At 65.0% G+C, this 24400-nt stretch carries 22 protein-coding genes; 9 read left to right on the plus strand and 13 right to left on the minus strand.

Annotation, left to right across the window (positions count from 1 at the left end; genetic code table 11):
- Nucleotides 1-464: 464 nt before the first annotated feature.
- Entirely contained in the window at nucleotides 465-656 is a 192-nt protein-coding gene (locus I6F20_RS12420; protein ID WP_035998277.1) for a DUF1192 domain-containing protein, read from the minus strand.
- A 119-nt stretch (nucleotides 657-775) separates the two neighbouring features.
- Between I6F20_RS12420 and I6F20_RS12425 the strand changes: the two genes are divergently transcribed.
- Nucleotides 776-1774 (plus strand): NAD(P)H-quinone oxidoreductase, encoded by a 999-nt coding sequence (locus tag I6F20_RS12425; RefSeq protein WP_035998275.1) that lies wholly within the window; start codon nucleotides 776-778, stop codon nucleotides 1772-1774.
- Nucleotides 1775-1927: 153 nt separating this feature from the next.
- Complete coding sequence (locus I6F20_RS12430; protein WP_225126381.1) at nucleotides 1928-4804, plus strand: EAL domain-containing protein; 2877 nt, start codon at nucleotides 1928-1930, stop codon at nucleotides 4802-4804.
- A 159-nt stretch (nucleotides 4805-4963) separates the two neighbouring features.
- Here the strand turns inward: I6F20_RS12430 and I6F20_RS12435 are convergent, their stop codons facing one another.
- Nucleotides 4964-5227 carry a DUF7662 domain-containing protein gene (locus tag I6F20_RS12435; protein ID WP_225126383.1) on the minus strand — a complete coding sequence of 88 codons (264 nt, stop codon included), beginning with the start codon at nucleotides 5225-5227 and terminating at the stop codon, nucleotides 4964-4966.
- 143 nt (nucleotides 5228-5370) lie between these two features.
- On the opposite strand from I6F20_RS12435, the gene I6F20_RS12440 reads away from it, so the two are divergent.
- A complete protein-coding gene (locus tag I6F20_RS12440) occupies nucleotides 5371-6867 on the plus strand; it encodes a sensor domain-containing diguanylate cyclase (protein WP_225126385.1) in 1497 nt (498 codons plus the stop codon).
- A 110-nt stretch (nucleotides 6868-6977) separates the two neighbouring features.
- On the opposite strand, the gene I6F20_RS12445 is transcribed toward I6F20_RS12440, so the two are convergent.
- Nucleotides 6978-7853, minus strand: a complete 876-nt coding sequence (locus I6F20_RS12445; protein WP_225126387.1) for a UTP--glucose-1-phosphate uridylyltransferase — start codon at nucleotides 7851-7853, stop codon at nucleotides 6978-6980.
- Nucleotides 7854-8058: 205 nt separating this feature from the next.
- On the opposite strand from I6F20_RS12445, the gene I6F20_RS12450 reads away from it, so the two are divergent.
- On the plus strand, nucleotides 8059-9444 hold the full coding sequence (locus I6F20_RS12450; RefSeq protein WP_225126389.1) for a lytic murein transglycosylase: 1386 nt from the start codon (nucleotides 8059-8061) through the stop codon (nucleotides 9442-9444).
- 170 nt (nucleotides 9445-9614) lie between these two features.
- On the plus strand, nucleotides 9615-11324 hold the full coding sequence (locus I6F20_RS12455) for an SGNH/GDSL hydrolase family protein (protein WP_035998254.1): 1710 nt from the start codon (nucleotides 9615-9617) through the stop codon (nucleotides 11322-11324).
- 163 nt (nucleotides 11325-11487) lie between these two features.
- On the opposite strand, the gene I6F20_RS12460 is transcribed toward I6F20_RS12455, so the two are convergent.
- Both I6F20_RS12460 and I6F20_RS12465 read right to left on the minus strand, forming a co-directional pair.
- Complete coding sequence (locus I6F20_RS12460; RefSeq protein ID WP_035998251.1) at nucleotides 11488-11862, minus strand: CsbD family protein; 375 nt, start codon at nucleotides 11860-11862, stop codon at nucleotides 11488-11490.
- 64 nt (nucleotides 11863-11926) lie between these two features.
- Nucleotides 11927-12664, minus strand: coding sequence for an SDR family NAD(P)-dependent oxidoreductase (locus tag I6F20_RS12465; RefSeq protein WP_225126391.1), 738 nt, complete (start codon nucleotides 12662-12664; stop codon nucleotides 11927-11929).
- A 100-nt stretch (nucleotides 12665-12764) separates the two neighbouring features.
- On the opposite strand from I6F20_RS12465, the gene I6F20_RS12470 reads away from it, so the two are divergent.
- Together I6F20_RS12470 and I6F20_RS12475 are read left to right on the plus strand one after the other, a co-directional pair.
- Complete coding sequence (locus tag I6F20_RS12470; protein ID WP_074447693.1) at nucleotides 12765-13544, plus strand: SDR family NAD(P)-dependent oxidoreductase; 780 nt, start codon at nucleotides 12765-12767, stop codon at nucleotides 13542-13544.
- A 96-nt stretch (nucleotides 13545-13640) separates the two neighbouring features.
- A complete protein-coding gene (locus tag I6F20_RS12475; protein ID WP_035998242.1) occupies nucleotides 13641-14528 on the plus strand; it encodes a TauD/TfdA dioxygenase family protein in 888 nt (295 codons plus the stop codon).
- Nucleotides 14529-14680: 152 nt separating this feature from the next.
- Here the strand turns inward: I6F20_RS12475 and I6F20_RS12480 are convergent, their stop codons facing one another.
- On the minus strand, nucleotides 14681-15325 hold the full coding sequence (locus I6F20_RS12480) for a YqgE/AlgH family protein (protein WP_035998239.1): 645 nt from the start codon (nucleotides 15323-15325) through the stop codon (nucleotides 14681-14683).
- Nucleotides 15326-15467: 142 nt separating this feature from the next.
- Between I6F20_RS12480 and I6F20_RS12485 the strand changes: the two genes are divergently transcribed.
- On the plus strand, nucleotides 15468-16307 hold the full coding sequence (locus I6F20_RS12485) for a protein-disulfide reductase DsbD domain-containing protein (protein WP_035998237.1): 840 nt from the start codon (nucleotides 15468-15470) through the stop codon (nucleotides 16305-16307).
- Between the two features lie 85 nt (nucleotides 16308-16392).
- A complete protein-coding gene (locus I6F20_RS12490; RefSeq protein ID WP_225126392.1) occupies nucleotides 16393-17751 on the plus strand; it encodes a flippase in 1359 nt (452 codons plus the stop codon).
- 156 nt (nucleotides 17752-17907) lie between these two features.
- Here the strand turns inward: I6F20_RS12490 and I6F20_RS12495 are convergent, their stop codons facing one another.
- The 7 genes from I6F20_RS12495 to I6F20_RS12525 all read right to left on the minus strand — a co-directional run bounded on the left by I6F20_RS12495 (nucleotide 17908) and on the right by I6F20_RS12525 (nucleotide 24385).
- Nucleotides 17908-18696 carry a 3-hydroxybutyrate dehydrogenase gene (locus I6F20_RS12495; RefSeq protein ID WP_225126393.1) on the minus strand — a complete coding sequence of 263 codons (789 nt, stop codon included), beginning with the start codon at nucleotides 18694-18696 and terminating at the stop codon, nucleotides 17908-17910.
- Between the two features lies 1 nt (nucleotide 18697).
- Nucleotides 18698-19873 (minus strand): DUF3734 domain-containing protein, encoded by a 1176-nt coding sequence (locus tag I6F20_RS12500; protein WP_035998231.1) that lies wholly within the window; start codon nucleotides 19871-19873, stop codon nucleotides 18698-18700.
- A 79-nt stretch (nucleotides 19874-19952) separates the two neighbouring features.
- The gene (locus I6F20_RS12505; protein WP_035998228.1) at nucleotides 19953-20456 is read right to left on the minus strand and encodes a CAP domain-containing protein; all 504 of its coding nucleotides are present in this window, start codon (nucleotides 20454-20456) and stop codon (nucleotides 19953-19955) included.
- A gap of 108 nt (nucleotides 20457-20564) precedes the next feature.
- Complete coding sequence (locus tag I6F20_RS12510; protein WP_035998225.1) at nucleotides 20565-21599, minus strand: sulfate/molybdate ABC transporter ATP-binding protein; 1035 nt, start codon at nucleotides 21597-21599, stop codon at nucleotides 20565-20567.
- A complete protein-coding gene (gene cysW / locus I6F20_RS12515; protein ID WP_225126394.1) occupies nucleotides 21589-22500 on the minus strand; it encodes a sulfate ABC transporter permease subunit CysW in 912 nt (303 codons plus the stop codon). Before cysW ends, I6F20_RS12510 begins: the two co-directional genes overlap by 11 nt.
- Nucleotides 22501-22509: 9 nt before the next feature.
- Complete coding sequence (gene cysT, locus I6F20_RS12520) at nucleotides 22510-23346, minus strand: sulfate ABC transporter permease subunit CysT (RefSeq protein WP_074447692.1); 837 nt, start codon at nucleotides 23344-23346, stop codon at nucleotides 22510-22512.
- A 37-nt stretch (nucleotides 23347-23383) separates the two neighbouring features.
- A complete protein-coding gene (locus I6F20_RS12525; RefSeq protein WP_225126395.1) occupies nucleotides 23384-24385 on the minus strand; it encodes a sulfate ABC transporter substrate-binding protein in 1002 nt (333 codons plus the stop codon).
- Between the last annotated feature and the right edge of the window lie 15 nt (nucleotides 24386-24400).

The raw sequence follows: 24400 nt of genomic DNA on the forward strand, positions 1-24400 counted from the left end.
TATGCAACCGGGATGAGAGGTGCAAACCGGGCAGTGAACGCAAAAAAAGAGCCGCCGGAGACCGGCGGCTTTGAAAGTTGATAACAGGGAGGCGTCAAACAGAGTGGACAGGAGCCACTCGGTGTCCAAACGAGGACAGTTCCAGTCATAAACCCGAAAGCTTAATCTGAAGTAAACGAGCTAATTTTTTCAGAGTTCATTAGTCATGTGAGCCAGTGGCCGAGTGTGCTGCGGGAACAGACTCTCCGTCGTCATTCCGGGGCGCGACGAAGTCGCGAGCTACGATGCGCAATTGCGCATCTGAGAATCCATAACCACGAGCGGATGGAACGGCCCGGCTCTCTTAGCGCGCCCTTTTGCAAAAGCCTGTGATTATGGATTCCGGGCTCGGCGCTGACGCGCCGCCCCGGAATGACGGCCGCGAGCGGTCGCGCACCCAGCTGCGACGACAGCTGTGACGTCCACTACGACTTGAAAATGCTGTTCGCCGCATCGCGCGAGGCGCGCTTCTTGGCGGCGGCTTCTTCCAGTCTTGCGATCTCGGTCTTGAGCAGCGCCACGCGCTCGGTCAGTTCCTCCACTGACAAAAGTGAGAGGTCCTGTCCAATTTCATGACTGATCTTCTTGCGCGGGCGGTCGTCGTCTTCGATCGGCATCGTCGTTGCTCCTCTCCGTCCGCGGGTCGGACCACATGGCCTAAGGCGGTTGCCAGCCTGCACCGCGCTGGCTAAGCAAGGGCCTCGTTTCCTCCCGCACTTTTGCTCAAGGACACATCATGGACAAGCTGCCCGCGCAAATGACCGTGGTCGCCATCTCCAAGCCCGGCGGGCCGGAGGTGCTGGTGCCGGAGCAACGCAGTGTTCCGCAGCCCGGTCCCGACGAGATCCTGGTCAAGGTCGAAGCTGCCGGCGTCAACCGGCCCGACGTGGCGCAGCGCTCCGGCGCCTATCCGCCGCCGCCCGGCGCCAGCGACCTGCCCGGCCTCGAGATATCAGGCGAAGTCGTCGCGGTCGGCAGCAACGCCAAGCGGCACAAGGTCGGCGACAAGGTGATGTCGCTGGTCGCCGGCGGCGGCTATGCGCAGTACTGCATCGCCCAGGACGCCCAGGCGATGAAAGTGCCGCCGGCGCTGTCGATGAAGGAAGCCGGCGCGCTGCCGGAAACACTGATGACGGTCTGGCACAATGTGTTCGAACGCGGCGGCCTCAAGGCCGGCGAGACGCTGCTGATCCATGGCGGCTCGTCCGGCATCGGCACCATGGCCATTCAGCTTGCCAAAGCCTTCGGTGCGAAAGTGTTCGTCACCGTGGGATCGCAGGACAAGATCGACGCCTGCCTCAAACTGGGGGCCGACCGCGCCATCAACTACAAGACCGAAGACTTCGTCGCCGTGGTGAAGGCGGAGACCAACAACGTTGGCATCAACCTGATCCTCGACATGGTCGCCGGCGACTATGTCGACCGCAACTATGATGCCGCCGCGGTCGACGGCCGCATCGTCCAGATCGCGACCCTCAACGGCCCCAAGGTCAGCGTCAACATCGCCAAGGTGATGGTCAAGCGCCTGACCCATACCGGCTCGACCTTGCGCCCCCGTAGTAATGCGGACAAGGCGGCGATGGTGGCCGCGATCGAGCAGAAAGTGATGCCGCTTTTGCGCGAAGGCCGCGTCAAGCCGGTGATGGACAGCACTTTCCCGCTGGAAAAGGCGGCAGACGCCCACCGGCGCATGGAAACGAGCGCACATATTGGCAAAATTGTGTTGGAGGCCTAGGCCGCTGGCCCACAGGGCAAGCCGGAAACCCTTTGATTTTCCTCGCTTTCGTGGCATCTATCGCGACGCACCGAACCGCATCGGTCCGGTCTGAAATCGCCTTTTAGATTTGCCTTGCACTGACGAGTTTGCGTCGAACGCGGAGAACTGACCTTGCGTCTGATCAGGTGCCTCGCGCCCATCGCGCTGGGCCTCATGATTCTTGTCGCCGCGTATCCTGCGCGCGCGCTCGACGCCGTCAGCGTCCGCAGCGACGCGCCCGCGATCGACCTCACCGGCGTGCTCGAGCATCAGCGCAGCGATGCCGATCGTATCCAGGTCTCCACCGCACCCGGCACCGACGGCATCGTCCGCCGCATCGAGGTGCGCGCCCGCGAGGGCGGACAGAACTGGGTGGTGTTCGCGCTCGCCAACAACACCGACGACCAGCTCGACCGCCTGATCGTCGCTCCGCATTACCGGATCGTCTCCTCGGGATTGCTGTGGCCCGACCTCGGCCTGTCGCGCATCGCGACCATCACGCCCTCGATCGGCGACCGGCCGGAACGGCAGGAAAGCGCCACCGCGGACGTGTTCCGCATCACGCTCGACCCCGGCGCCGTCGTCACCTTCGTCGCGGAACTGCGCACCGACAAGCTGCCGCAGCTCTATCTGTGGGAGCCGGAAGCCTACAAGGACAAGGTCAACTCCTTCACGCTGTACCAGGGCATCGTGATCGGCATCTCCGGCTTGCTTGCCTTGGTGCTGACCATCCTGTTCGTGGTGAAGGGCAGCATCATGTTCCCGGCCGCGGCGGCGCTGGCCTGGGCGGTGCTGGTCTATATCGGCGTCGATTTCGGCTTCTGGGGCAAGGTGCTCGACATGTCGAACAACGCCGAGCGCATCTGGCGCGCGGCGGGCGAAGCGATCCTGGCGGCGACACTCCTGGTGTTCCTGTTCGCCTATCTCAATCTCAGCCGCTGGCACGTGCGCTATTCGCACATCACCGTCGGCTGGCTCGCGTTCCTCGGCTCGCTGGTGGCGCTCGCGCTGTTCGACCCGGCGGTGGCCTCCGGCATCGCCCGCATCTCGCTGGTGCTGATCGCCTTCGCCGGCTTCGCGCTGATCGTCTATCTCTCCACCCACGGCTTCGACCGCGCCGTGCTCTTGATCCCGACCTGGTTCCTCCTCGTGGTCTGGGTGGTCGCGGCCGGCATGACGGTGGCGGGCTCGGTCACCAACGACATCGTCGGCCCTGCTTTGCTCGGCGGCCTCGTGCTGATCGTGATGCTGATCGGCTTCACGGTGATGCAGCACGCCTTTGCCGGCGGCGGCGCCAGCACCGGCGTCGTCTCCGACATCGAGCGGCGCGCTTTGGCACTGGCCGGCTCCGGCGACCTGATTTGGGACTGGGACGTCTCCGCCGACAAGGTGTTCACCAGTCCCGAGACCGAAGCCCTGCTCGGGCTGAAGCGCGGGACGCTGGAAGGCCCGGCCGCCTCCTGGTTAGAAGTACTGCATCCGCTCGACCAGGACCGTTTCCGCGCCGCGCTCGACAGCGTGCTCGACCAGCGCCGCGGCCGCCTGGTGCAGGATTTCCGTCTGCGCACGCCGGACGGCCACTTCATGTGGTTCGCGCTCAAGGCGCGCCCGGTGGTCGGCTCGGACGGCGAGGTCTCGCGCGTGGTCGGCACGCTCACTGACGTCACCGAGCTGCGCAACGCCGAGGAGCGCCTGCTGCACGATTCCGTGCATGACAATCTCACCGGCCTGCCCAACCGGAAACTGTTCATGGACCGGCTGGGCGCGGTCGCGCATTTCGCCAAGACCATGCCGATGCTGCGGCCGACGCTGATGGTGATCGACCTCGACCGCTTCAAGCAGGTCAACGATTCCGTCGGCATCGCGGTCGGCGATTCCATCCTGCTCACGCTGGCGCGCCGCCTCACCCGCATCCTGAAGCCGCAGGACACGCTGGCGCGGATGGCCGGCGACCAATTCGGCCTGATCCTGCTGTCGGAGCAGGACCCGGCCCGCATCACCGCTTTCGCCGAGACCATCCGCAAGACCATCCGCGCGCCGATCGCCTTCAACGACCGCGAGATCTTCCTCACCGCGTCGATCGGCCTCGCGCTGTCCGATCCGCAAACCCAGCTCACGGACGAGATCATCAAGGACGCCGAGCTGGCGATGTATCACTCCAAGCGGATCGGCGGCGACCGCATCGACGTCTACAAGCCGGCGATGCGGGCGCGCAAGACCGACCGCCTGACGCTGGAGAGCGAGTTGCGCCGCGCCATCGAGCGCCAAGAGATCACGATCCTGTACCAGCCGATCGTGCGGCTGGAGGATCGCTCCATCGCCGGTTTCGAGGCCCTGGCGCGCTGGGACCACCCGAAGCTCGGACGCATGGCGCCCTCCGAGTTCATCACCATCGCCGAGGAGACCGGGTTGATCGTCGACCTCGGCATGTTCGTGCTCGACCAGACCGCCAAGCAGCTTTCGGTGTGGCAGCGGGCGATGCGCTCGCGCGAGCCGATCTTCGCTTCCGTCAACGTCTCCTCGCGGCAGCTGCTGCGCCACGATTTGATCCACGATGTCCGTACCGTGCTGTCGCGCTCCTCGGTGGCGCGCGGCACGCTCAAGCTCGAGCTGACGGAATCGCTGGTGATGGAGAATCCGGAGCACGCAGCCCAGATGTTGACCCGGATCCGCGAGCTCGGCACCGGGCTGTCGCTCGACGATTTCGGCACAGGCCACTCCTCGCTGGCCTATCTGCAGCGCTTCCCGTTCGACACTATCAAGATCGACCAGTCGTTCGTACGCACCACCAGCCGCGGCACCCGCCCCGTGATCCTGAAGTCGATCATCGCGCTCGCGCATGACCTCGGCATGGACGTCGTCGCCGAAGGCGCCGAGACCGATTCGGACGCCGTCGAGCTCTACCAGATGGGCTGCGAATACGCGCAAGGTTTTGCCTTCGGCGAGCCGATGGACGCGGACGCGGCGATGCGTCTGCTCACGGAAGTGCGGCTGGAAGCTGCGAGTTGATCTTCCCCTCTCCCCTTGCGGGAGAGGGTCCGCTCGCAAGCGAGCGGGGGTGAGGGGTATCTCTCCCCACGTCCAAATCCATCTGAATGCGCGGAGACATACCCCTCATCCGGCGCTTCGCGCCACCTTCTCCCGCAAGGGGAGAAGGGAAGTCACGCACTAGCGCCGCCGCTCACCCTTCTGCTTCCTGAACCGGACGCTCTGGCCGTCCGGCATGCGTATCGCCACGAAGCCGGCGGCGAGGCAGGCTTCGCGTTGCGGCATCTGGATGTCGGGGCTGCGAAGGCTGTCCCACCATGAGGCACGCTGGGCCGCGCGCGGCAGCGCCGCGCCGATGATCTCCTCGATCTGCTCAAAGCTCAGCACGAGCTCCTCCTGCTTCTGCCGCAGCAGATAATCGCGCAACGCGTCGTAGTCGTTCACACTCGTCCTCTCGTCCGGGGCGAAGTCAGGCTGCTCAAAACCGTCAGCCGCATAAACCGATTCTTAACTCATTGCGGCAGCGCCGTCGCGGCTTAAACACTACGCAAGCTTTCGGGCGCATCCACTATGGACAGGAGCGAAAAATGTTCTCTGGATGGCGCGACGTTGCGGCCCGCCGGCCGTGGCGGATTTCGGCGAAGCTGCTGATCATCTCGTCCGTGGTGACGGTGATCGGTTTTTCCGCCATTTGCGTCAACGTCATGCTCGACATGCGCCGCGGCGAGGAGGCACTCGCCCGCCAGACGCTGGAGAACCTCGCGACCACGATCGAGTCCGACGTCAGCCGCAACGTCGAGATCTACGATTTGTCGCTGAAGGCGGTGGCCAGCAACATGCTGCTGCCCGAGCTGGCGACGGTCTCAAAGACGATCCGTCACCTGATCCTGTTCGACCACGCAACCACCGCCAAACATTTCGGCGCCATCCAGGTGTTCGACGCCGAGGGCCGGCTGACCATCGATGCGTCCACGCTCGATCCCCTGCCCGAGGACCGCAGCGAGGAGGACTACTTCAAGGTCCACCGGGATAATCCCGGCACGGAGCTGTTCATCAGCCGTCCCATGCTGTTTCGCGGCGCCTACTCGATCGTGTTGAGCCGGCGCATCAGTGACGCTGACGGCGGCTTCATGGGCGTGGTCGCCGGCTCGATCCGCTTCAGCTATTTCCACGAGCTGTTCGATCGGCTCAACCTCGACCCTGAGGACACCATCACCGTGCTCAAGCGCGACCGCACCATCATCATGCGGCGACCGTTCGATCTCGACATCATCGGCACGAACCTGAACGACCGTCAGAACTGGAAGGCCGACAATCTCAGGGTCGGCGCCGCCTATTCGGGACAGGGCCCGGTCGATGCGACCCCGCGGCTCTATGTCCGCAGCAAGAACAATGGTCCGCTGTTCGTGGTCGCCGGCAAGCCTTTGGCCGCGGTGTTCGCACTCTGGCAAAGGGAGGCGCTCCGCATCGGCACCGTGGTGCTGGCGCTCATCCTGTTCGTGCTGGGATCGACCCTCGTGCTCGCGCGCGAGATCGGCCGGCGCGCCGAGGCCGAGCGCAAGCTCGAGGAGTTGGCGACGACCGACGCGCTCACGGGCTTGAAAAACCGCCGCAAATTCGATTCCGTCATCGACGTCGAATGGCGGCGCGCCATGCGCCAGAAGGCGCCGATCGCGCTGCTCATGATCGATACCGATCACTTCAAGGCCTACAACGACACGTTCGGCCATCAGGCCGGCGATCAGGTGCTGGTCGGCATCGCCATCTGCATTTCCGATTCGGTGAGCCGCGCCGGCGATTGCGCGGCGCGCTATGGCGGCGAGGAATTCGCCGTGCTGCTGCCGAACACCTCGGCCACTGAGGCCCACAAGGTGGCGGAGATGATCCGCCTCAAGGTGCAGGGCTGGTCCGACGATCAGGCGATGTCGACGGTGTCCTGCGGCATCGCGAGCCTCGTCCCCGCCGCCGGCATGGACTGGCCGCTACTGGTTGCCGCCGCCGACAAGGCGCTCTACGCCGCCAAGGCCGGCGGGCGCAACCAGTCGGTGGTGGCGAGCCTGCCGCAGCTGTCGCTGGTGGCGTGAGGCGGTCTCTCGCTCTCGTCATTGCGAGGAGCTCTTGCGACGAAGCAATCCAGACTTCCTCAGCGGAAGGATTCTGGATTGCTTCGCTTCGCTCGCGATGACGGCGGGAGCTACTGCCCCAGATACTTCTTCATCTCCGCGACCAGGCCGTCGCGCAATTCCGGCCGCTTCAAGCCATAGGCGATGTTGGCGCGCAGGAAGCCGGGCTTGGAGCCGCAATCATGGCGCTCGCCCTCGAACTCGACGCCGTAGAATTTCTGCGTCTTGGCAAGCCCGATCATGGCGTCGGTGAGCTGGATCTCGCCGCCGGCGCCGCGCTCCTGGGTCTCCAGGATCTTGAAGATCTCGGGCTGCAGGATGTAGCGGCCGGTGATCGAAAGGTTGGAGGGCGCGGTGCCCTTGGCCGGCTTCTCGACCATGCCGTCGACCTCGAACATCTTGCCGTTGCGCTTGCCGACGCCGCAAATGCCGTATTGATGGGTCAGGTGATCGGGCACCGCTTCGACCGCGATCAGGTTGGATTTCTCGCCGAGCGAGGACGCTATCTCGATCATCTGCTTCAGGCAGCCGGGCGTGTTGAGCACGAGCTCGTCCGGCAGCACGACGGCGAACGGCTCGTTGCCGACGATGTCGCGCGCGCACCAGACCGCGTGGCCGAGGCCGAGCGGCGCCTGCTGGCGGGTGAAGCTGACCGCGCCGGCTTCGGGCTGGTTCTGCGCCAGGATATCCTGCTCGGCTTTCTTGCCGCGCGCGGCCAGCGTCGCGTCGAGCTCGAACATCCGGTCGAAATGATCCTCGATGACAGCCTTGTTGCGGCCGGTGACGAAGACAAAGTGCTCGATGCCGGCTTCCTTCGCCTCGTCATAGACGTATTGGATCAGCGGCTTGTCGACGATGGTCAGCATTTCCTTCGGCATCGCCTTGGTGGCAGGCAGGACGCGGGTGCCGAGGCCGGCGACGGGGAATACGGCTTTGCGAATCTTCATGGGATCGATCGAATACCTTGGGGCACATGGGACGGGAGCAATGGCATCCTTGCTAGCCTGTTTGCAGCCGCCAACAAAGGCGGATGTGGGGCCTCGCCCCGACGGAGTTAAGAAAAAGGCCGCCACCAAAATTTCACCTTTGTTAAGCTATTGGCAACGCTAACCAGGCCTCCTGTGGCGGGTTTTTCAGGCCGACGGGTGGAACATGATGCAATCAATGGCGGGACTGGCGACACGGGCTGGCGGCGCGGTCGTTGCGGCCGCTTTGCTGCTGCCGGCCGGCGCACACGCCCAGGCGCAGAACGGCCTGTCCAACCTGTTCGGCGGCATCTTCTCGGGATCGAACCCGGCACCGGCGCAACCCACACCTGGCCCGAGCGGCGCGCCGACGGGTCCATTGCCGTGGAGCGGCGAGGACGGCGCCTCCGGCCATCCCTTGATGACGGCCGCCGCGATCCGCGAGGCTGCCGGCAATTTCAACAATTGCGTCGCTGCGATGTGGCCCGATGCCGCACGACGCGGCGTCACGCAGGAGAACTTTCAGCGCTTCACCGCCGGGCTCTCACCCGACCTGCGCATCATGGACCTCATGGATTCGCAGCCGGAATTCACCAAGTCGATCTGGGCCTATCTCGACATCCTGGTGAACGACAACCGCCTCGCCAAGGGCCGCGAGGTCCTCGCCAAATACAAGACGCAGTTCGACGCCACCGAAAAGGCCACCGGTGTCGACCGCTACATCATCGCCTCGATCTGGGGCATCGAGTCCAATTACTCGACGCAGATCGGCGATCGCAGCGTGCTGCAATCGACCGCGACGCTCGCCTGCATCGGCCGCCGCCAAGCCTATTTCAAGGACGAATTCCTCTCCGCGCTGGAGATCCTCAACCGCGGCGATTTGCGTCCGGAGCAGCTGCGCGGCTCCTGGGCCGGCGCCTTCGGCCCGACCCAGTTCATGCCGACCGCGTTCAAGCGCTTCGCGGTGGACGGCGACGGCGACGGCCGGCGCGACGTCGTCGACAATCCGACCGACCTGATCGCGTCGACCGCCAACAATCTGAAGAAGGACGGCTGGCAGCCAGGCCAGACCTGGGGCTACGAGGTCGTGGTACCGCAAGGCTTCAACTACATGTTGGCCGACCGCGCCAAGGCGATGCCGATCGCGCAATGGGAGAAGCTCGGGCTCAAGCGTCCGAACAACCAGGCCTTCCCGCATCCTGCGGACAAGGCTTACCTCCTGGCACCCGCCGGCGCGCAGGGACCGGGCTTTTTGATGCTGCAGAATTACCGCGTCATCATGAAGTACAACCCGGCGGAAGCCTATGCGCTGGCGATCGGCCATTTCGCCGACCGCCTGCGCGGGGGACAGCCTTTCGTGCAGCCCTGGCCGCGGCAGGAGCGCGAGCTGTCCCGCACCGAACGGCTGGAGCTGCAGCAGCTGCTGGCTCAGCGCGGCTACTACAAGGGCACCCCGGACGGCCAATTCGGCGGCATGACCAGGGAGGCCCTGCGCAACTTCCAGGCCTCGATCGGGGTCCCCGCCGACGGTTTTGCCTCCTCCGACGTGCTGGACCGGCTGCGCGGGCGGTAAAATCGCGCTCGAAGTAACCTTGAAGGGGGATTTTGGCTGATAGCCTTGACCGGGACTGGTGTTCCCCGGTCTATGGACAAGAATCTGCGATGGAATTTGCCCGTTTGGCGCCTGATTCCGTTATTATATTGAGCTAACTCCGATCCCCCATTGCGCGTGCCCGAGATCGCATGTCGAAGAAGTCCCTGTTCAAGGCGCTGACCGAGACCGGCCCGTTGATCGCGCTGGGGACGGCGCTTGCGATCCTGGTGTCGGTGGCGGCACCCGCTTCGGCGCAGTTCTTCAACTTCCCTGGCTTCGGCGGTCCGCCGCAGCGTTCGGCCCCACCACCGCCACCACGGGGCGGCGGAGGTGGCGGATGGTTCGGCGGCGACTTCTTCGCACCCTTCCAGCCGCCGCCGCAGGCGCCGCGCCAGGATTTTTCACGCGCGCCGGCACCGGCCAAGCGCGACACGATTCCTGAGAAGAACGTGCTGGTGATCGGCGATGCCATGGCCGACTGGCTCGCCTATGGCCTCGAAGACGCCTACGCCGAGCAGCCCGACATGGGCGTGATCCGCAAGCACAAGACCACGTCCGGCCTGATCAGGTACCAGCCCAAGGGCGAGCCCGCGGACTGGGCCGCGGCGGCCAAGGGCATTCTCGAGACCGAAAAGCCCGACGTGATCGTCGTCATGCTCGGCCTCAACGACCGCGTCGCGATCCGCGAGCCGGCCGCCGACAAACCCGACAAGCCGGCCGCGGAGAAGGACAAAGATAAGAAGAACGACAAGGGTGCGCGCGCAAAGCCGCAAGGCAAGCCCAGCGACGCCAAGCCCGGCGACAGCGCCGCCAAGCCGGACGATAAGCCTGCCGACGCCGACCTGCCGCAGGACGACGCCGACAATGCCGACACGCCGGCAGCCGCGCCGGAAAAGACCGCGCGCAATCCGAACGGCCTCTACGAATTCCGTGACGAGCGCTGGGTCGAGCTCTACGGCAAGAAGATCGAGGAGCTCGCGGCCGTCCTCAAAACCAAGGGCGTGCCGGTGCTCTGGGTCGGCCTGCCCGCGGTCCGCGGACCGAAGGGCACCGCGGACACGCTGTTCCTGGATTCGCTGTACCGTGAGGGCGCGGCCAAGGCCGGCATCACCTATGTCGACGTATGGGACGGCTTCGTCGACGAAGCCGGCCGCTTCCTGCAGAAGGGCCCGGACTTCGAAGGCCAGATCCGCCAGCTCCGCAGCTCCGACGGCATCTATTTCACCAAGGCCGGCGCGCGCAAGCTCGCGCATTATGTCGAGCGCGAGATCACGCGTCTGCTTGCCGGACGCTCCGGCCCGATCGCGCTGCCGAGCGAGCCCGCGACGCCCGACACCAGCGCCGAGCCGGGCAAGCCCGCGCCGCGGCCGTTGGCCGGACCGATCGTGCCGCTGGTTGCAGCCTCGATCTCGACCGATCAATTGCTGGGCGGACCGGGCACGCGTCCCGCCGCCGTCGATGCGCTCGCCGCCAAGACCATGGTAAAGGGTGAACCGCTGGCAGCCCCGGCCGGCCGCGCCGACGATTATGCCTGGCCGCGCCGGGAAGTCGGCCGCGAGCAGGCCAAGGGCGATACGCCGGTGGCGGCAACGACGCCGGACGGCGGGGCGGCTCAGGGCGCACCGGGCGCCGCCGCCGCGATCGCACCGCCAAAGCTCGCGCCGAAGAAGCCGCAGGTCGCCCCGCAACTGCCGGCCCAGGCAACGCCCACATTCCGTGATTTCTTCGGCTTCGGCTCGCCACAGCCCCCGCCGCCGCGCCAAATGGCGCCGCCGCCCGGGCCGCGCAATCCGAATCCCAATCCTGGGATCCCGCGTCCGCCGGCTAACGTCGGCCGTTCCGCCGAGATGTTCCGGTAAGGTAAGATCTCGTGTCCCGGACGCAACGCTGCACCTTCTGGTGATGCGGCGCAGAGTCGGGACCCAATTCGTGCGGCATTCAGAAAAGATGGCCCCGGCTCAGCGATGCAGCGTCTCACGCTGCATCGCTGAGCCGGGGCACGCGTGACAGGCGTTTCGGCAACTAGCCGTAATAGCGCCAGCGTGACGGCGGGCGGCGGGCGGGACGCGACATCAGCAGCGCCAGCGCGAAGCCGATGCCGCCGGCAACCAGCAGCGCGCCGAGCGGATTGTCCTGCACCTTCTGCGCAATGGCCTTCGAGCCGTCGCGGAAAGTCTCACCACTGTTCTCGTAGGCGTCCTTGGCATAGCCCGCGGCGGTGTCCGTGGCGTCGCGCACGGCATCCTTGGCCTGGCCGTAGAGATTCTGCACCGTGCCCGCGGCTTCCCGCGCCTTGCCCGACGCCTGCGTCTTGGCATCGCCTGCCATGTCTCCGATCGCGCCTTCCGCGCGTCCGGCATATTCCTTCGCCGATCCAACAATCCGATCCGTGTCCATGATGATCCTCCTCGGTGGTCAGCCGAAGTAACCGATCAGACGCAGCGCGGTTCCTTAGGCTCTCCTATAGAATCAGGCCGCCATCGACGACCAGCGTCTGGCCGATGATGTAGGACGACAGCGGCGAGGCCAGGAACAGCGCTGCGCCCGCCATGTCGGCCGGCGTACCCAATCGCCGCAGCGGGATGCGTGCGAGCGCGCCTTCGAGCCGCTTCGGATTGTCGGTCGTCACCTTCGTCATCTTGGTGTCGACGAGCCCTGGCGCGATGCCGTTGACGCGGATGCCGTCCTCGGCCCAGGCCTCGCCCAGCGTCCGCGTCAATCCGACCGCACCGGTCTTCGAGGCGTTGTAGGCGGGATTGCCCATGGTGGAATGATAGGCCGCGGTCGAGGACACGATGATCAGCGCGCCCTTCGCGTCCCGCAACATGGAATGAAAGCGCGTCGCGCAGGCCATCAGGCTCATCAGATTGACCTCGACGACCTTGCGGAAGCCCGCCATCTCGAATTCGCCGCGGCGGTAGATCACCGCGCCCTGCGCGAGCACCAGGATGTCGAGACGGTCGAACGGCGGCCTGAATGCTTCGATGGCATTGGGATTGCTGACGTCGAGCTGCGCGTAAGCAAGACCTTCGAGATCGGAGCCTTCGTCGGCTGAATATTCCGTTGCGTGAGCACGCGTGCCGCAGACGGCAACAGCTGCGCCCTTTGCGCGAAAGGTCTGCGCGATGCCGTTGCCGATGCCGCTGGAACCGCCGACCACCAGCACCTGCTTGCCTGAGAAATCGAGCTCGTTTGCCATTGTCGGCCTCCCCTTTTGTTTTCTGCTTGTTTGACCTGTCTGCGGATCGATGCCAGCCTTGTCAATCACAACAAGAACCAGCTCGGCGCGAGGGAACAGCATGTCCGACGTCAGGGAGCTCAGCCGGTCCGTGAAGGGGCTCACCGTGCTCGTCACTGGCGCAGCCAGCGGCATGGGGCGCGCCACAGCGCGCGTGTTCGGAAACGAAGGTGCGAACGTCGCCGTCACCGATTTCGACGAGCAAGGCGCGCAGGACGTCGCCAGGGAGATTGCGGCAAGCGGAGGCGCGGCAAGGGCGTGGAAGCTCGACGTCGCCGACGGCGGCGAAATCAAACGTGTGGTCGGCGATGTCGCCGCGCATTTCGGCGCCCTCGACATCGTCGTCAACAATGCCGGCATCTCCGTGCGCGTCGCGATCGACGATGAGGGCTACGAGGACGCCTGGGCGAAGGGCATCGCCGTGATGCTGACGGCGCACCCACGCATCATCCGCGCCGCGCTGCCGCACTTGCGCAAGTCGAAGAGTCCCCGCATCGTCAACATCGCCTCGACCGAGGCGCTCGGCGCCACCGCATTGCACAGCCCGTATTCGGCCGCGAAGGGCGGCGTCGTGAGCCTCACCCGCTCGCTGGCGGTGGAGCTCGGCCGCGAGGGCATCACCGTCAACTGCATCTGCCCCGGACCGATCCGCACAAAAATCACCGACCGCATCCCGGAGGAGCACAAGACCATCTACGCCAAACGCCGCACCGCACTCGGCCGCTACGGCGACCCTGAAGAGGTCGCGCATATGACGCTGAGCCTGTGCCTTCCGGCGGCGTCCTTCCTCACCGGCGCGGTGATCCCGGTCGATGGCGGGCTGATGGCGCGGAACGCGTGAGAGCCATGCGCGCGGCGCGTTGACATCGCCGGATGCGGGAGTCATTTTTTCCACAAACAGAGCGGGGAAACCGCTCGTAGATGCGGGAGGAACGCAATGACCATCGCCATCCGGCAGCTTCAGAAACATTTCGTCGGCGAGGTGTCCGGCCTCGACTTGCGCAAGCCGCTCACGCCGGATCAGGCGCGCGAGATCGAGGCCGCGATGGACAAGTACGCGGTGCTCGTCTTCCACGACCAGGACATCACCGACGAGCAGCAGATGGCATTCGCGCTGAATTTTGGCCAGCGCGAGGAGGCGCGCGGCGGCAACATCACCAAGGCGGATGAACACCGCCTCACCTCAGGCCTGAACGACGTCTCCAACCTCGGTAAGGACGGCAAGCCGCTGCCCAAGGACAGCCGCGCCAATCTGTTCAACCTCGGCAATTGCCTGTGGCACTCGGACAGCTCGTTCCGTCCGATCCCCGCAAAATTCTCGCTGCTATCGGCGCGCGTGGTGAACCCGAAGGGCGGCAACACCGAGTTCGCCGACATGCGCGCGGCCTATGACGCGCTCGACGACGAGACCAAGGCGGAGATCGAGGATCTCGTCTGCGAGCATTCGCTGATGTATTCGCGGGGATCGCTCGGCTTCACCGAATACACCGACGAAGAGAAGGAGATGTTCAAGCCGGTGCTGCAACGGCTGGTGCGCACGCACCCCGTGCATCGCCGCAAGTCGCTGTATCTGTCATCGCATGCCGGCAAGGTCGTCGGCATGAGCATGCCCGAGGGGCGGCTATTGCTGCGCGATCTGACCGAGCACGCCACGCAACCCGAGTTCGTCTACGTGCACAAATGGAAGCTGCATGACCTCGTGATGTGGGACAACCGCCAGACCATGCACCGCGTCCGCCGCTACGACCAGTCCCAGCCCCGCGACATGCGCCGCGCGACGGTGGCAGGGACGGAGCCGACGGTGCAGCAGCAGGCGGCGGAGTAGGCCGGGTCGGAGTAGCCACAAATTCGGTCGTCGTCCCGGACAAGCGGAGCGCTGGGCAACGCGTAGCGTTGTCCGGCGCGAAGCGCCGATCCGGGACGACAGCGGAGAATAACTGAGGGCAGTGGAGAGTGTGGCAATAGCGGCCGATAACGCTACGCGTGCCCGGCCTCGTTCGAGAGCATACCGGGGTCGATGCCGATCTTCTGCAAAGCGCGATTGTACTTGTCCTCGACGTCGTCGCCGAAAATCAGATCCGCGTCCGCGTCGCAATGCAGCCAGCCGTTGCTCTGGATCTCCGTCTCGAGCTGGCCCGGCGCCCAGCCGGCATAGCCGAGCGCGAGGATGGCGTGCTTGGGGCCGGAGCCGTTGGCGATGGCGCGCAGAATGTCGACCGTCGCGGTCAGGCAGACGCCGTCATCGATCCGCAGCGTGGCGTTCTCGATGTAGAAGTCGCTGGAATGCAGCACGAAGCCGCGCCCGGTGTCGACCGGCCCGCCCCGCAGCACCTTCATACTTTCGGCATTCTCCGGCAGCTTGATGTGCTCGCCCTTCTTGATGATGCCGAGCTGCTGCAAGAGCTCGGGGAAATCGATGCTGCCGGCGGGGTGGTTCACGATGATGCCCATCGCCCCCTCCGCCGAATGGGCGCAAAGATAGATCACCGAGCGCTCGAAGCGGGAATCGCCCATCACGGGCATTGCGATCAGGAGCCGGCCGTCGAGATAGCCGCCGGAACTGGGCAGCGCGGCGCCCGAGCTGCGGGTGCTTTCGCCCGTCCTCTTGCCTGTGGGAGCCATCGCTCGAGCACTCCGGTTTCAATTCCTATCCTGATGTCGGGCCGGGCGGCTGTCAAATCAAGGCTTGCGGCGAGTTGATTCGAGTGCATCCATCACAAGCAATTCAATGGTTTGGCCCTAGGTGACCCTGTAAAGACGTGCCATGTCCAGCATTGTTCCCCTGCGTGCGGCGATTGGCGTCGCGACAACCCTGCTCGCGTCGTCGTTGGCTATCGCGGCCCGTGCCGATGACGCATCGCCTTGGCAGCGCGATGGACATTCCGCGGTGCGGCTCCTGGCGGGCTCGCGCAGCGGCGCGGTGCTGCTCGGCGGTATCGCCTTCCAGCTGCAGCCCGGCTGGAAGACCTACTGGCGGTCGCCCGGCGATTCCGGCGTTCCACCCCGGTTCGACTTCTCCAAGTCCGACAATGTCGAGGCGGTGACGGTGATGTGGCCGGCGCCGCTGAAGTTCGACGACGGCGCGGGCGGCCATTCCATCGGCTATCGCGACCAAGTCGTGCTGCCCCTGCGCATCGTCGCCAAGGCTGCAGACAAGCCGGTGACCTTGAGGGCCGAGATCAACTACGCGGTGTGCGAGAAGCTCTGCATTCCCGTAGAGGCCAGCGCCGAGCTCGGCTTCAACAGCGTCGCCTCGACCGAGGACGCGAACTTGCGTGCCGCGCTCGACACCGTGCCGAAGCCCGCCAATATCGGCGACCCCAATCCGCTCACCATTCGCGACGTCAAGCGGGACGGGCCCAAGAACGTAGTGGTCGATGTGGTGGCGCCGGACAGCCGCAAGGTCAATCTGTTCGTGGAAGGCCCGACACCCGATTGGGCGCTGCCGATTCCGGCGCCGGTGCAGCCCAGCCCGCCCGGGGTCGTGCGCTTCTCGTTCGAGCTCGACGGATTGCCGCCGGGCGCCAAGCCCGAGGGCGCCGCGCTGAAGTTCACGCTGGTCGGGCCGGAGAAGGCGTACGAGTTCAACACGAATTTGAACTAGCGTCCGCCCAACCGAATCTTAACGAATGGTTGCTAATCCCTCGCCTGCCGCTGCAGGTCGCTGGGGATTGTTCGAATTGGCCGTGATGGATGCACCACCCGCAACGACCGGACGGGCCGGGCTGATCGCGCGGCTGCGCGCCAGGCTCGCGGGCGGATCGAGCGAGGCGTCGCTGACGCGCCGGCTCGCCGGCACCATCTTCATCATCCGCGTCATCAGCGCCGGCCTCGCTTATGTCTCGCAGGTGCTGCTGGCGCGCTGGATGGGCACGTCCGATTACGGCATCTACGTCTATGTCTGGACCTGGGTGCTGCTGCTCGGCAGCATGATGGATTTCGGCATCTCGGCCTCCGCGCAGAAAATCATTCCGGAGTACCGCGCCAACGGCGCGCACGCGCTGCTGCGCGGCTTCCTGTCCGGCAGCCGCTGGCTGACCTTTGCCGTGTCCACGCTGACGTCGCTCGGCCTTGCCGGCATCGTCAAATTGCTGTCGCCCTGGATCGATCCGGCCGAGGTGCTGCCGCTCTATATCGGCTGCATGACGCTGCCCGCTTTCGTGGTCGCCAACACCCAGGACGGCATCGCGCGCTCGCACGACTGGATGCAGCTCGGCCTGATGCCGCAATTCATCATCCGCCAGGCGCTGATCATCGGCATCACGGCGCTCGCCTTCCTGCTCGGCTATCACCTCGGCGCCGTCGCCGCGATGGTCGCAAGCCTTTGCGCGGTATGGATCGCGATGGCCGGGCAGATGGTGGTGCTGAACCGCAAGCTCGCCGATCACATCACACCGGGACCGAAGGCCTATGACGTCAAGGGCTGGCTCGCCGTCTCGCTACCGATCCTGCTGGTCGAGAGCTTCTACCTGCTCCTGTCCTACACCGACGTGCTGGTGCTGCAGCAATTCCGTCCCTCGGACGAGGTCGGCGTCTATTTCGCCGTGGTGAAGACGCTGGCGCTGGTCTCGTTCATCCACTACGCGATGTCAGCCACGACGGCACACCGCTTCGCCGAATACAATGCCAGCGGCGACAAGGCGCGCCTGTCGGCCTACGTCGCGCATGCCATCACCTGGACGTTCTGGCCGTCGCTGGCCGCGACCATCGTGCTGCTCGCGCTCGGCAAGCCGCTGCTCTGGCTGTTCGGGCCGCAATTCACCGTCGGCTACGACATCATGTTCGTCGCCGCGATCGGGCTCGTGGTCCGCTCTGCGATCGGGCCGGTCGAGCGCCTGCTCAACATGCTCGGCCAGCAGAAGATCTGCGCGCTCGCCTATGCGCTAGCCTTCATGATGAACCTCGTGCTCTGCATCGCGCTGGTGCCGCGCTACGGCGGCCATGGCGCGGCGGCCGCGACCTCGATCTCCCTCACCTTCGAGACGGTGCTGCTGTTCTGGATCGTGCGGCAGCGGCTCGGGCTGCACGTGCTGGCGTTCGGCAAATAGACGACGATCGAAAACGCCGATCCACTCTCGCTGTCATCGCCCGGCTTGACCGGGCGATCCAGTACTCCGAGGCGGCTGTGATTAACCGAGAGGCCGCGGTGTACTGGACGCCCCGCCTTCGCGGGGCATGACCGAGAGTTGTCAGGTCGGCACGAATTACTCCGCGGTCCAGCCGCCGTCGATCGAGAGGTTGGTGCCGGTGATCTGGGCGGCGTCGTCGCTGCACAGGAACAGGGCGAGCGCGGCGACCTGCTCGGAGGTGACGAACTCCTTGGTCGGCTGCGCATCGAGCAGCACGTCGTTGATGACCTGCTCGCGCGTCAGATTGCGCGCCTTCATCGTGTCGGGGATCTGCTTCTCGACCAGCGGGGTCCAGACGTAGCCGGGGCTGATGCAGTTGCAGGTGATCTTGTGGGTCGCGACTTCCAGCGCCACGGTCTTGGTGAGGCCGGCGATGCCGTGCTTGGCCGAGACGTAGGCCGACTTGAATGGCGAGGCCACCAGCGAGTGCGCCGACGCCGTGTTGATGATGCGGCCCCAGCCCTTCTTCTTCATGCCGGGCACTGCGGCGCGGATGGCGTGGAAGGCCGAGGACAGATTGATCGCGATGATCTGGTCCCATTTCTCCGGCGGGAATTCCTCGATCGGCGAGACGAACTGGATGCCGGCATTGTTGACGAGGATGTCGACCGAGCCGAACGTCTTCTCGCCAAGCGCGATCATGCCGGCGACCTCGGCGGGCTTGGTCATGTCGGCGGGCGAGTAGACCGCCTTGACGCCGAAATCGGATTCGATCTTGGCGCGCTCCTTCTCGATGTCCTCCGGCGAGCCGAAACCGTTGATGACGACGTTGGCACCGGCGCCGGCGAAGGCGCGCGCGTAAGCGAGCCCGATGCCGCTGGTCGATCCGGTCACGAGGGCGTTCTTGCCTGACAGAGTACCCATTCTATTCGCTCCTTTTTGCCGGGGGCGCGGTGACGTCCCCCGTGAGATCGTAGGTCACCATGGTCTCGCCGGACTGCGGCCGCTCCAGCCAGTCCTTGTGGCGCATCGACAGGTGCACGTCACGAACGCCGGCCTCCCAATGCTCGACCATGGCAATGTGCGAGAAATCGTAATCCTTGGACGAGGATTCGTAGTTCTTGCTGCGGTAGATCAGATGCACCACGGTGACGGTGCTTTCGCGCGACACTTTCGCCAGGAATTCGACGGAAGGATCGTTCTTGAGATAGTCCGGCAATTTGCCGATCAGATCGCGCACGGCCCTGCGGGCGTTGTGCAGCTGCTTGTTCTTGTCGGTGTTCATCCGCGTGCGGCTGGAATAGCGGATGTCCTTCTCGCGCTCGGCGGCCTCCAGCAGCGAGTTCGGCAGGTCGCCGCGCGCGGAAAACAAATCGACCTGAAAGATCAGCATGTCGCGTTCGACCTCGGCATCGAGCACGTAGTCGAGCGGAGTGTTGGAGGCGATGCCGCCGTCCCAATAATGCTCGCCGTCGATGACGACGGAGGGAAAGCCCGGCGGCAGCGCGCCGGAGGCCATGATGTGCTCGGGGCCGATCTTCTTGCCGAGCTTCTTGAACGCGTAATTGTCGAAATATCTGAAATTGCCCGAGGTGACGCCGACCGCGCCGACCGACAGGCGTGTCTTCAGATCGTTGATGCGGTCGAAATCGACGAGTCGCTCCAGCGTCTTCTTCAGCGGCGAGGTATCGTAATAGCTTTCGGCCTCGCGATGCCCCGGCGGCCACAGCGGCGCCGGCGGAATGCGTGGCGTGAAGAAGCCGGGCACGCCGAACGTCGCAATCAGCGCGGCACTGGTGGAATTGAACAGCTCGCGGCTGCGGTCGCTCTTGCCGACCGGCTTCCACGGCACCGGGGCCGACACCATTTCCCAGAATTCCTTGAGCCGCTCGACGCGGGTGTGCCCCTCATTGCCGGCGATGATGGCGGCATTGACCGCGCCGATCGAGATGCCGGCGACCCATTCCGGATCGAAGCCGTAGCCACACAGCGCCTGGAAGGCGCCAGCCTGGTACGAGCCGAGCGCGCCGCCGCCCTGGAGGACCAGGACGCGCTGCGCATTCGTGGGGATTGTTGCGGTTTCCGGACTATGATCGGTCATGCGGGAACAATAGCAAAAGGCTGGCCACCGTGGCGACACTCCGCCGCGACGTCAATGCATCCCCGGGATCAAGTCTGGCTTATCGAGGCTCGGTGGAGGCCAGGATCATGGTCCAGAACACCTTGTATTTGGTGCCTGGAGCATAGCTCGCCGCGATGCCCAATTTTGTGACACCGCTCTTGAGCATGTTCGCGCGGTGCGGAGGCGAGTCGCGCCAGCCGGAAAACGCTTCCGCCAGCGTATGATAGCCGGCCGAGATGTTCTCGACCGCCACGGTGGCAGGATAACCGCCAGAGGCCAGACGCTTGGCGAGCGGCGCGCGGACGTCGTGGTCCATCTTGTTGGCCGCCGCCATCGCGCCCGATTGGGATTCGGCGAGCCGCGTCAAATCCGGGTCGACCACGACCGTACCGAGCCCGTTGTTCTGGCGGTATTGCGAGATCATGATTGCAGCTGCCTGGACGTCGAGCTTGGAGCCCGGCACCGCCATGTCGGCATACATCGACGGCTGCTGGACCGGTGCTTCGTTGCCGGCACAACCGGCGAGCAGCAACATGATGAGAATTGCGGCCGCAGCGCGCATGAATCGGGGCCCCCAAATGAGGGGCTGTTGTTGCATACCAACAATGGCTGAAAGGTGAATTTTGAAGAGAATTTGAGCCGTCATTCCGGGGGCGGAATGACGGCGGGCCTAGCCCGCAAAAATCCGGTAGCGACGCGGATTGAGGCCGATCGTGTCGCCGGCGCGCAGTTCCTTGTCGCGGGGGGCGTCGATCTCGATGGTCTCGCCGCCGGACAGGGCTACTTCCGCCCGCTGCACCGGACCGAAATTGCGGACGTGCTGGACCGCGCCCTCGAAGGCGCCGCTGCCGGGCGGGCCGACCAGCATGTCATGTCGCCGCACGAACAGCTTCGACGCGCCAGGCGCAAGCCCATCGGCCGCCAGATCGAGCTGCCGGTCGCCGAGCCGGATCGCACCATCGCCGATCTGGATCGGCAGCACGATGGATTCGCCGATGAAGCCGTGCACGAACGCAGTCGCCGGATTGTCGTAGACGTCGTCGGGCGAGCCGATCTGCTCGATCCGTCCCTTGTCCATCACCACGACGCGGTTGGCGACTTCCAGCGCCTCCTCCTGATCGTGCGTGACGAAGATCGAGGTGACGTGGATCTCGTGATGCAGCGAGCGCAGCCATTTGCGCAGCTCCTTGCGCACCTTGGCGTCGAGCGCGCCGAAGGGTTCATCGAGCAGGAGGATGCGCGGCTCGATCGCAAGCGCACGGGCGAGCGCGATGCGCTGACGCTGGCCGCCGGAGAGCTGGCTTGGATAGCGGTCGGCGAGCCAGTCGAGCTGCACCAGATCGAGCAGCTCCTTGACGCGCGAGCGGATCGCAGCCTCATCCTTTCGGACCGCGCGCGGCTGCACGCGGAGGCCAAAGGCAACGTTCTCGAACACCGTCATGTGGCGGAACAGCGCATAATGCTGGAACACGAAGCCGACGTGGCGCTCGCGGGCTCCTTGCGCCAGCGCGTCCTCACCGTTGAAGGAGACTTCGCCCGAGTCCGGCCAGTCGAGGCCGGCGATGATCCGCAGCAAGGTGGTCTTGCCGGAGCCGGACGGGCCGAGCAGCGCCAGCAGCTCACCGTCATTGACCTTGAGATCGACGCCGTCGAGGGCTGCAAAACTGCCGAATTTCTTGACGAGATTCTTGACTTCAATGGTCACTGGCGTCTTGTCCTTCGTCGAGATGACGTTCGAGAACGGTTTTTGCGATCAGCGTGATCAGCGCCAGCATTGCGAGCAGCGAGGCGATCGCGAAAGCGGCGACGAACTGGTATTCGTTGTAGAGGATCTCGACCAAGAGCGGCATGGTGTTGGTCTCGCCGCGGATGTGGCCGGAGACGACGGAGACCGCACCGAACTCGCCCATCGCGCGCGCGTTGCAGAGCAGGACGCCGTAGAGCACGCCCCATTTGATGTTGGGCAGGGTGACGCGGAAGAAGGTCTGCAGGCCGGAGGCGCCGAGCGAGATCGCGGCCTCCTCCTCCTGCGTGCCCTGCTCCTGCATCAGGGGGATCAGCGCGCGCGCCACGAAGGGGAAGGTCACGAAGGTGGTGGCGAGCGCGATGCCGGGGACCGCGAACAGGATCTGGATGTCGTGCTCGCGCAGCCAGTTGCCGAAATAGCCTTGCGCGCCGAACAATAGCACGAAGACGAGGCCCGAGATCACCGGGCTGACCGAGAATGGCAGGTCGATCAGCGTGATCAGGAAGGTCTTGCCCGGAAACTCGAATTTTGCAATCGCCCAGGCGGCGACGAGGCCGAACACCAGATTGAGCCCGACCGAGATCGCCGCGACGATCAACGTCAGCTTGATCGCCGCCATCGCCTCCGGCTCGGCGAGCGCGGCGAAATAGGCGAGGATGCCGCGCGAAAATGCCTGCGCGAACACGACGACCAGCGGCAGCACGACGAAGACGGTGAGAAACAGCAACGCCAGCGTGATGATGACGATGCGGACAGCGCGCGGCTCGGTGCGCAAATTGTTCCGCGCCGCCGCCGCGTGCGCGCGTGCCTGCGAGTCGGAGGCCGAGAGCGACACGGAATCTGCGATCTGCATCGTCATGGTCCGCCCTCAGCGCGCCGGGATCCGGCTCTGCGCCCAGCGCTGGAGCCGATTGACCGCGAAGATGATGACGAAGGAGACGACCAGCATGACCACCGCAATCGCGGTCGCATCGGCGTAACGGAATTCGGACAGGCGTATCACGATCAAGAGCGGCGCGATCTCGGACACGTTGGGCAGATTGCCGGCGATGAAGATCACCGAGCCGTATTCACCGACCGCGCGGGCGAAGGCGAGCGCGAGGCCCGTGAGCAGCGCCGGCGCGAGCGAAGGCAGGATCACGCGAACGATGGTCTGCAAGCGGCTGGCCCCCAGGCTGCCCGCGGCTTCCTCGATTTCAGGGTCGAGATCCTGCAGCACCGGCTGCACGGTGCGGACAACGAAGGGAATGCCGATGAAGATCATGGCGACGAAGATGCCGACCGGCGTGAACGCCACCTTGAGGCCGAGCGCGGCGAGCGGCGCCCCCAGCCAGCCCTTCTCGGCGAACAGCGCCGTCAGCGCGACGCCGGCCACCGCCGTCGGCAGCGCAAACGGCACGTCGACGATGGCATCGAAGATGCGGCGGCCGGGGAAGCGGTAGCGCACCAGCGCCCAGACGATGATGCTGCCCATCACCAGATTGACGCAAGCCGCCGCAAAGGCGAGGCCGAACGAGACGCGGAGCGCGTTCAGGGTGCGGCGGCTGGAGAGGATGTTCCAGAACTGCTCGGGGCTGAGCTCAAGCGATCTCAGGAACAGGCCGGCGAGTGGAATCAGGATGATCACGGACAGCCAGGAAAGCGTCAGTCCCATGGTGAGACCGAAGCCCGGCAATGTCCGGCGTCGTGCTGCGAGTGCGCTCACCAGGCCCCCTGCTAAAGCCCCCTACGACAGCGCCCGATCAGTTCTTGTAAATCTGATCGAAAACGCCGCCGTCTGCAAAATGTTCCTTCTGTGCCTTGGTCCAGCCGCCGAAGACGTCGTCGATCGTGAACAGCTCGACCTTGGCGAAGGCATTTTCGTACTTTTTGGCGGTCTCGGCATCACGCGGACGGTAGAAATTGCGCGCGGCGATTTCCTGCCCTTCCTTGGTGTACCAGTATTGAAGGTAGGCGTCAGCCGCATTGCGGGTGCCCTTTTTGTCGGCAACCTTGTCCACGATCGCGACCGGCGGCTCGGCGAGGATCGACTGCGGCGGTGCAACGATCTCGAACTTGTTCGCACCGAATTCCTTGAGGGCCAGGAACGCCTCGTTCTCCCAGGCGAGCAGCACGTCACCGACGCCGCGCTCGACAAAGGTCACAGTGGCGCCCCGGGCGCCGGTATCGAGCACCGGCACCTGCTGGAAGAGCTTCCCGACGAAGTCCTTGGCCTTGTCGGCCGAACCGTATTTCTTTTGCGCAAAGCCCCAGGCGGCAAGATAATTCCAGCGCGCGCCGCCCGACGTTTTCGGGTTCGGGGTGATGATGGCAACGCCCGGCTTGATCAGATCATCCCAGTCCTTGATGCCCTTGGGATTGCCCTTGCGCACCAAGAACACGATGGTCGACGTGTAGGGCGACGAATTCTGTGGCAGCCGTTTCTGCCAATCCGTCGCGGTGAGGCGCTTGCTCGCGATGGCGTCGATGTCATAGGCCAGCGCCAGCGTCACCACATCAGCCTGCAAGCCGTCGATCACCGCGCGCGCCTGCGAGCCGCTGCCGCCGTGCGACTGCTTGATCTCGACGCTCTTACCGGTTTCCTTCTGGTAGGCGCTCGCGAACGCCTTGTTGAACTCGACATAGAGCTCGCGCGTCGGATCGTACGACACGTTCAGCAAATTGATGTCGGCGGCCAGAGCCGAGCCTGCCCAGAACCCCGTCGCGAGCAATCCTGCGGCGAGCGGAACGATACGGCGCATCATGTCCATCTCCATTCA

It is taken from the genome of Bradyrhizobium sp. IC3123 (genome assembly GCF_020193625.1).
Lineage (GTDB): Bacteria > Pseudomonadota > Alphaproteobacteria > Rhizobiales > Xanthobacteraceae > Bradyrhizobium > Bradyrhizobium yuanmingense.

Excerpts from the sequence above, each read along its gene's own strand:
- cysW (WP_225126394.1), bottom strand. The coding sequence starts at position 22,500 with ATGACGATGCAGATCGCAGATTCCGTGTCGCTCTCGGCCTCCGACTCG.
- I6F20_RS12425 (WP_035998275.1), top strand. The coding sequence starts at position 776 with ATGGACAAGCTGCCCGCGCAAATGACCGTGGTCGCCATCTCCAAGCCC.
- I6F20_RS12500 (WP_035998231.1), bottom strand. The coding sequence starts at position 19,873 with ATGACCGATCATAGTCCGGAAACCGCAACAATCCCCACGAATGCGCAG.
- I6F20_RS12495 (WP_225126393.1), bottom strand. The coding sequence starts at position 18,696 with ATGGGTACTCTGTCAGGCAAGAACGCCCTCGTGACCGGATCGACCAGC.
- I6F20_RS12445 (WP_225126387.1), bottom strand. The coding sequence starts at position 7,853 with ATGAAGATTCGCAAAGCCGTATTCCCCGTCGCCGGCCTCGGCACCCGC.
- I6F20_RS12465 (WP_225126391.1), bottom strand. The coding sequence starts at position 12,664 with ATGGCAAACGAGCTCGATTTCTCAGGCAAGCAGGTGCTGGTGGTCGGC.
- I6F20_RS12455 (WP_035998254.1), top strand. The coding sequence starts at position 9,615 with ATGTCGAAGAAGTCCCTGTTCAAGGCGCTGACCGAGACCGGCCCGTTG.
- I6F20_RS12485 (WP_035998237.1), top strand. The coding sequence starts at position 15,468 with ATGTCCAGCATTGTTCCCCTGCGTGCGGCGATTGGCGTCGCGACAACC.
- I6F20_RS12525 (WP_225126395.1), bottom strand. The coding sequence starts at position 24,385 with ATGATGCGCCGTATCGTTCCGCTCGCCGCAGGATTGCTCGCGACGGGG.
- I6F20_RS12470 (WP_074447693.1), top strand. The coding sequence starts at position 12,765 with ATGTCCGACGTCAGGGAGCTCAGCCGGTCCGTGAAGGGGCTCACCGTG.
- I6F20_RS12490 (WP_225126392.1), top strand. The coding sequence starts at position 16,393 with ATGGATGCACCACCCGCAACGACCGGACGGGCCGGGCTGATCGCGCGG.
- I6F20_RS12460 (WP_035998251.1), bottom strand. The coding sequence starts at position 11,862 with ATGGACACGGATCGGATTGTTGGATCGGCGAAGGAATATGCCGGACGC.
- I6F20_RS12440 (WP_225126385.1), top strand. The coding sequence starts at position 5,371 with ATGTTCTCTGGATGGCGCGACGTTGCGGCCCGCCGGCCGTGGCGGATT.
- I6F20_RS12450 (WP_225126389.1), top strand. The coding sequence starts at position 8,059 with ATGATGCAATCAATGGCGGGACTGGCGACACGGGCTGGCGGCGCGGTC.
- I6F20_RS12505 (WP_035998228.1), bottom strand. The coding sequence starts at position 20,456 with ATGCGCGCTGCGGCCGCAATTCTCATCATGTTGCTGCTCGCCGGTTGT.
- I6F20_RS12480 (WP_035998239.1), bottom strand. The coding sequence starts at position 15,325 with ATGGCTCCCACAGGCAAGAGGACGGGCGAAAGCACCCGCAGCTCGGGC.
- I6F20_RS12420 (WP_035998277.1), bottom strand. The coding sequence starts at position 656 with ATGCCGATCGAAGACGACGACCGCCCGCGCAAGAAGATCAGTCATGAA.
- I6F20_RS12475 (WP_035998242.1), top strand. The coding sequence starts at position 13,641 with ATGACCATCGCCATCCGGCAGCTTCAGAAACATTTCGTCGGCGAGGTG.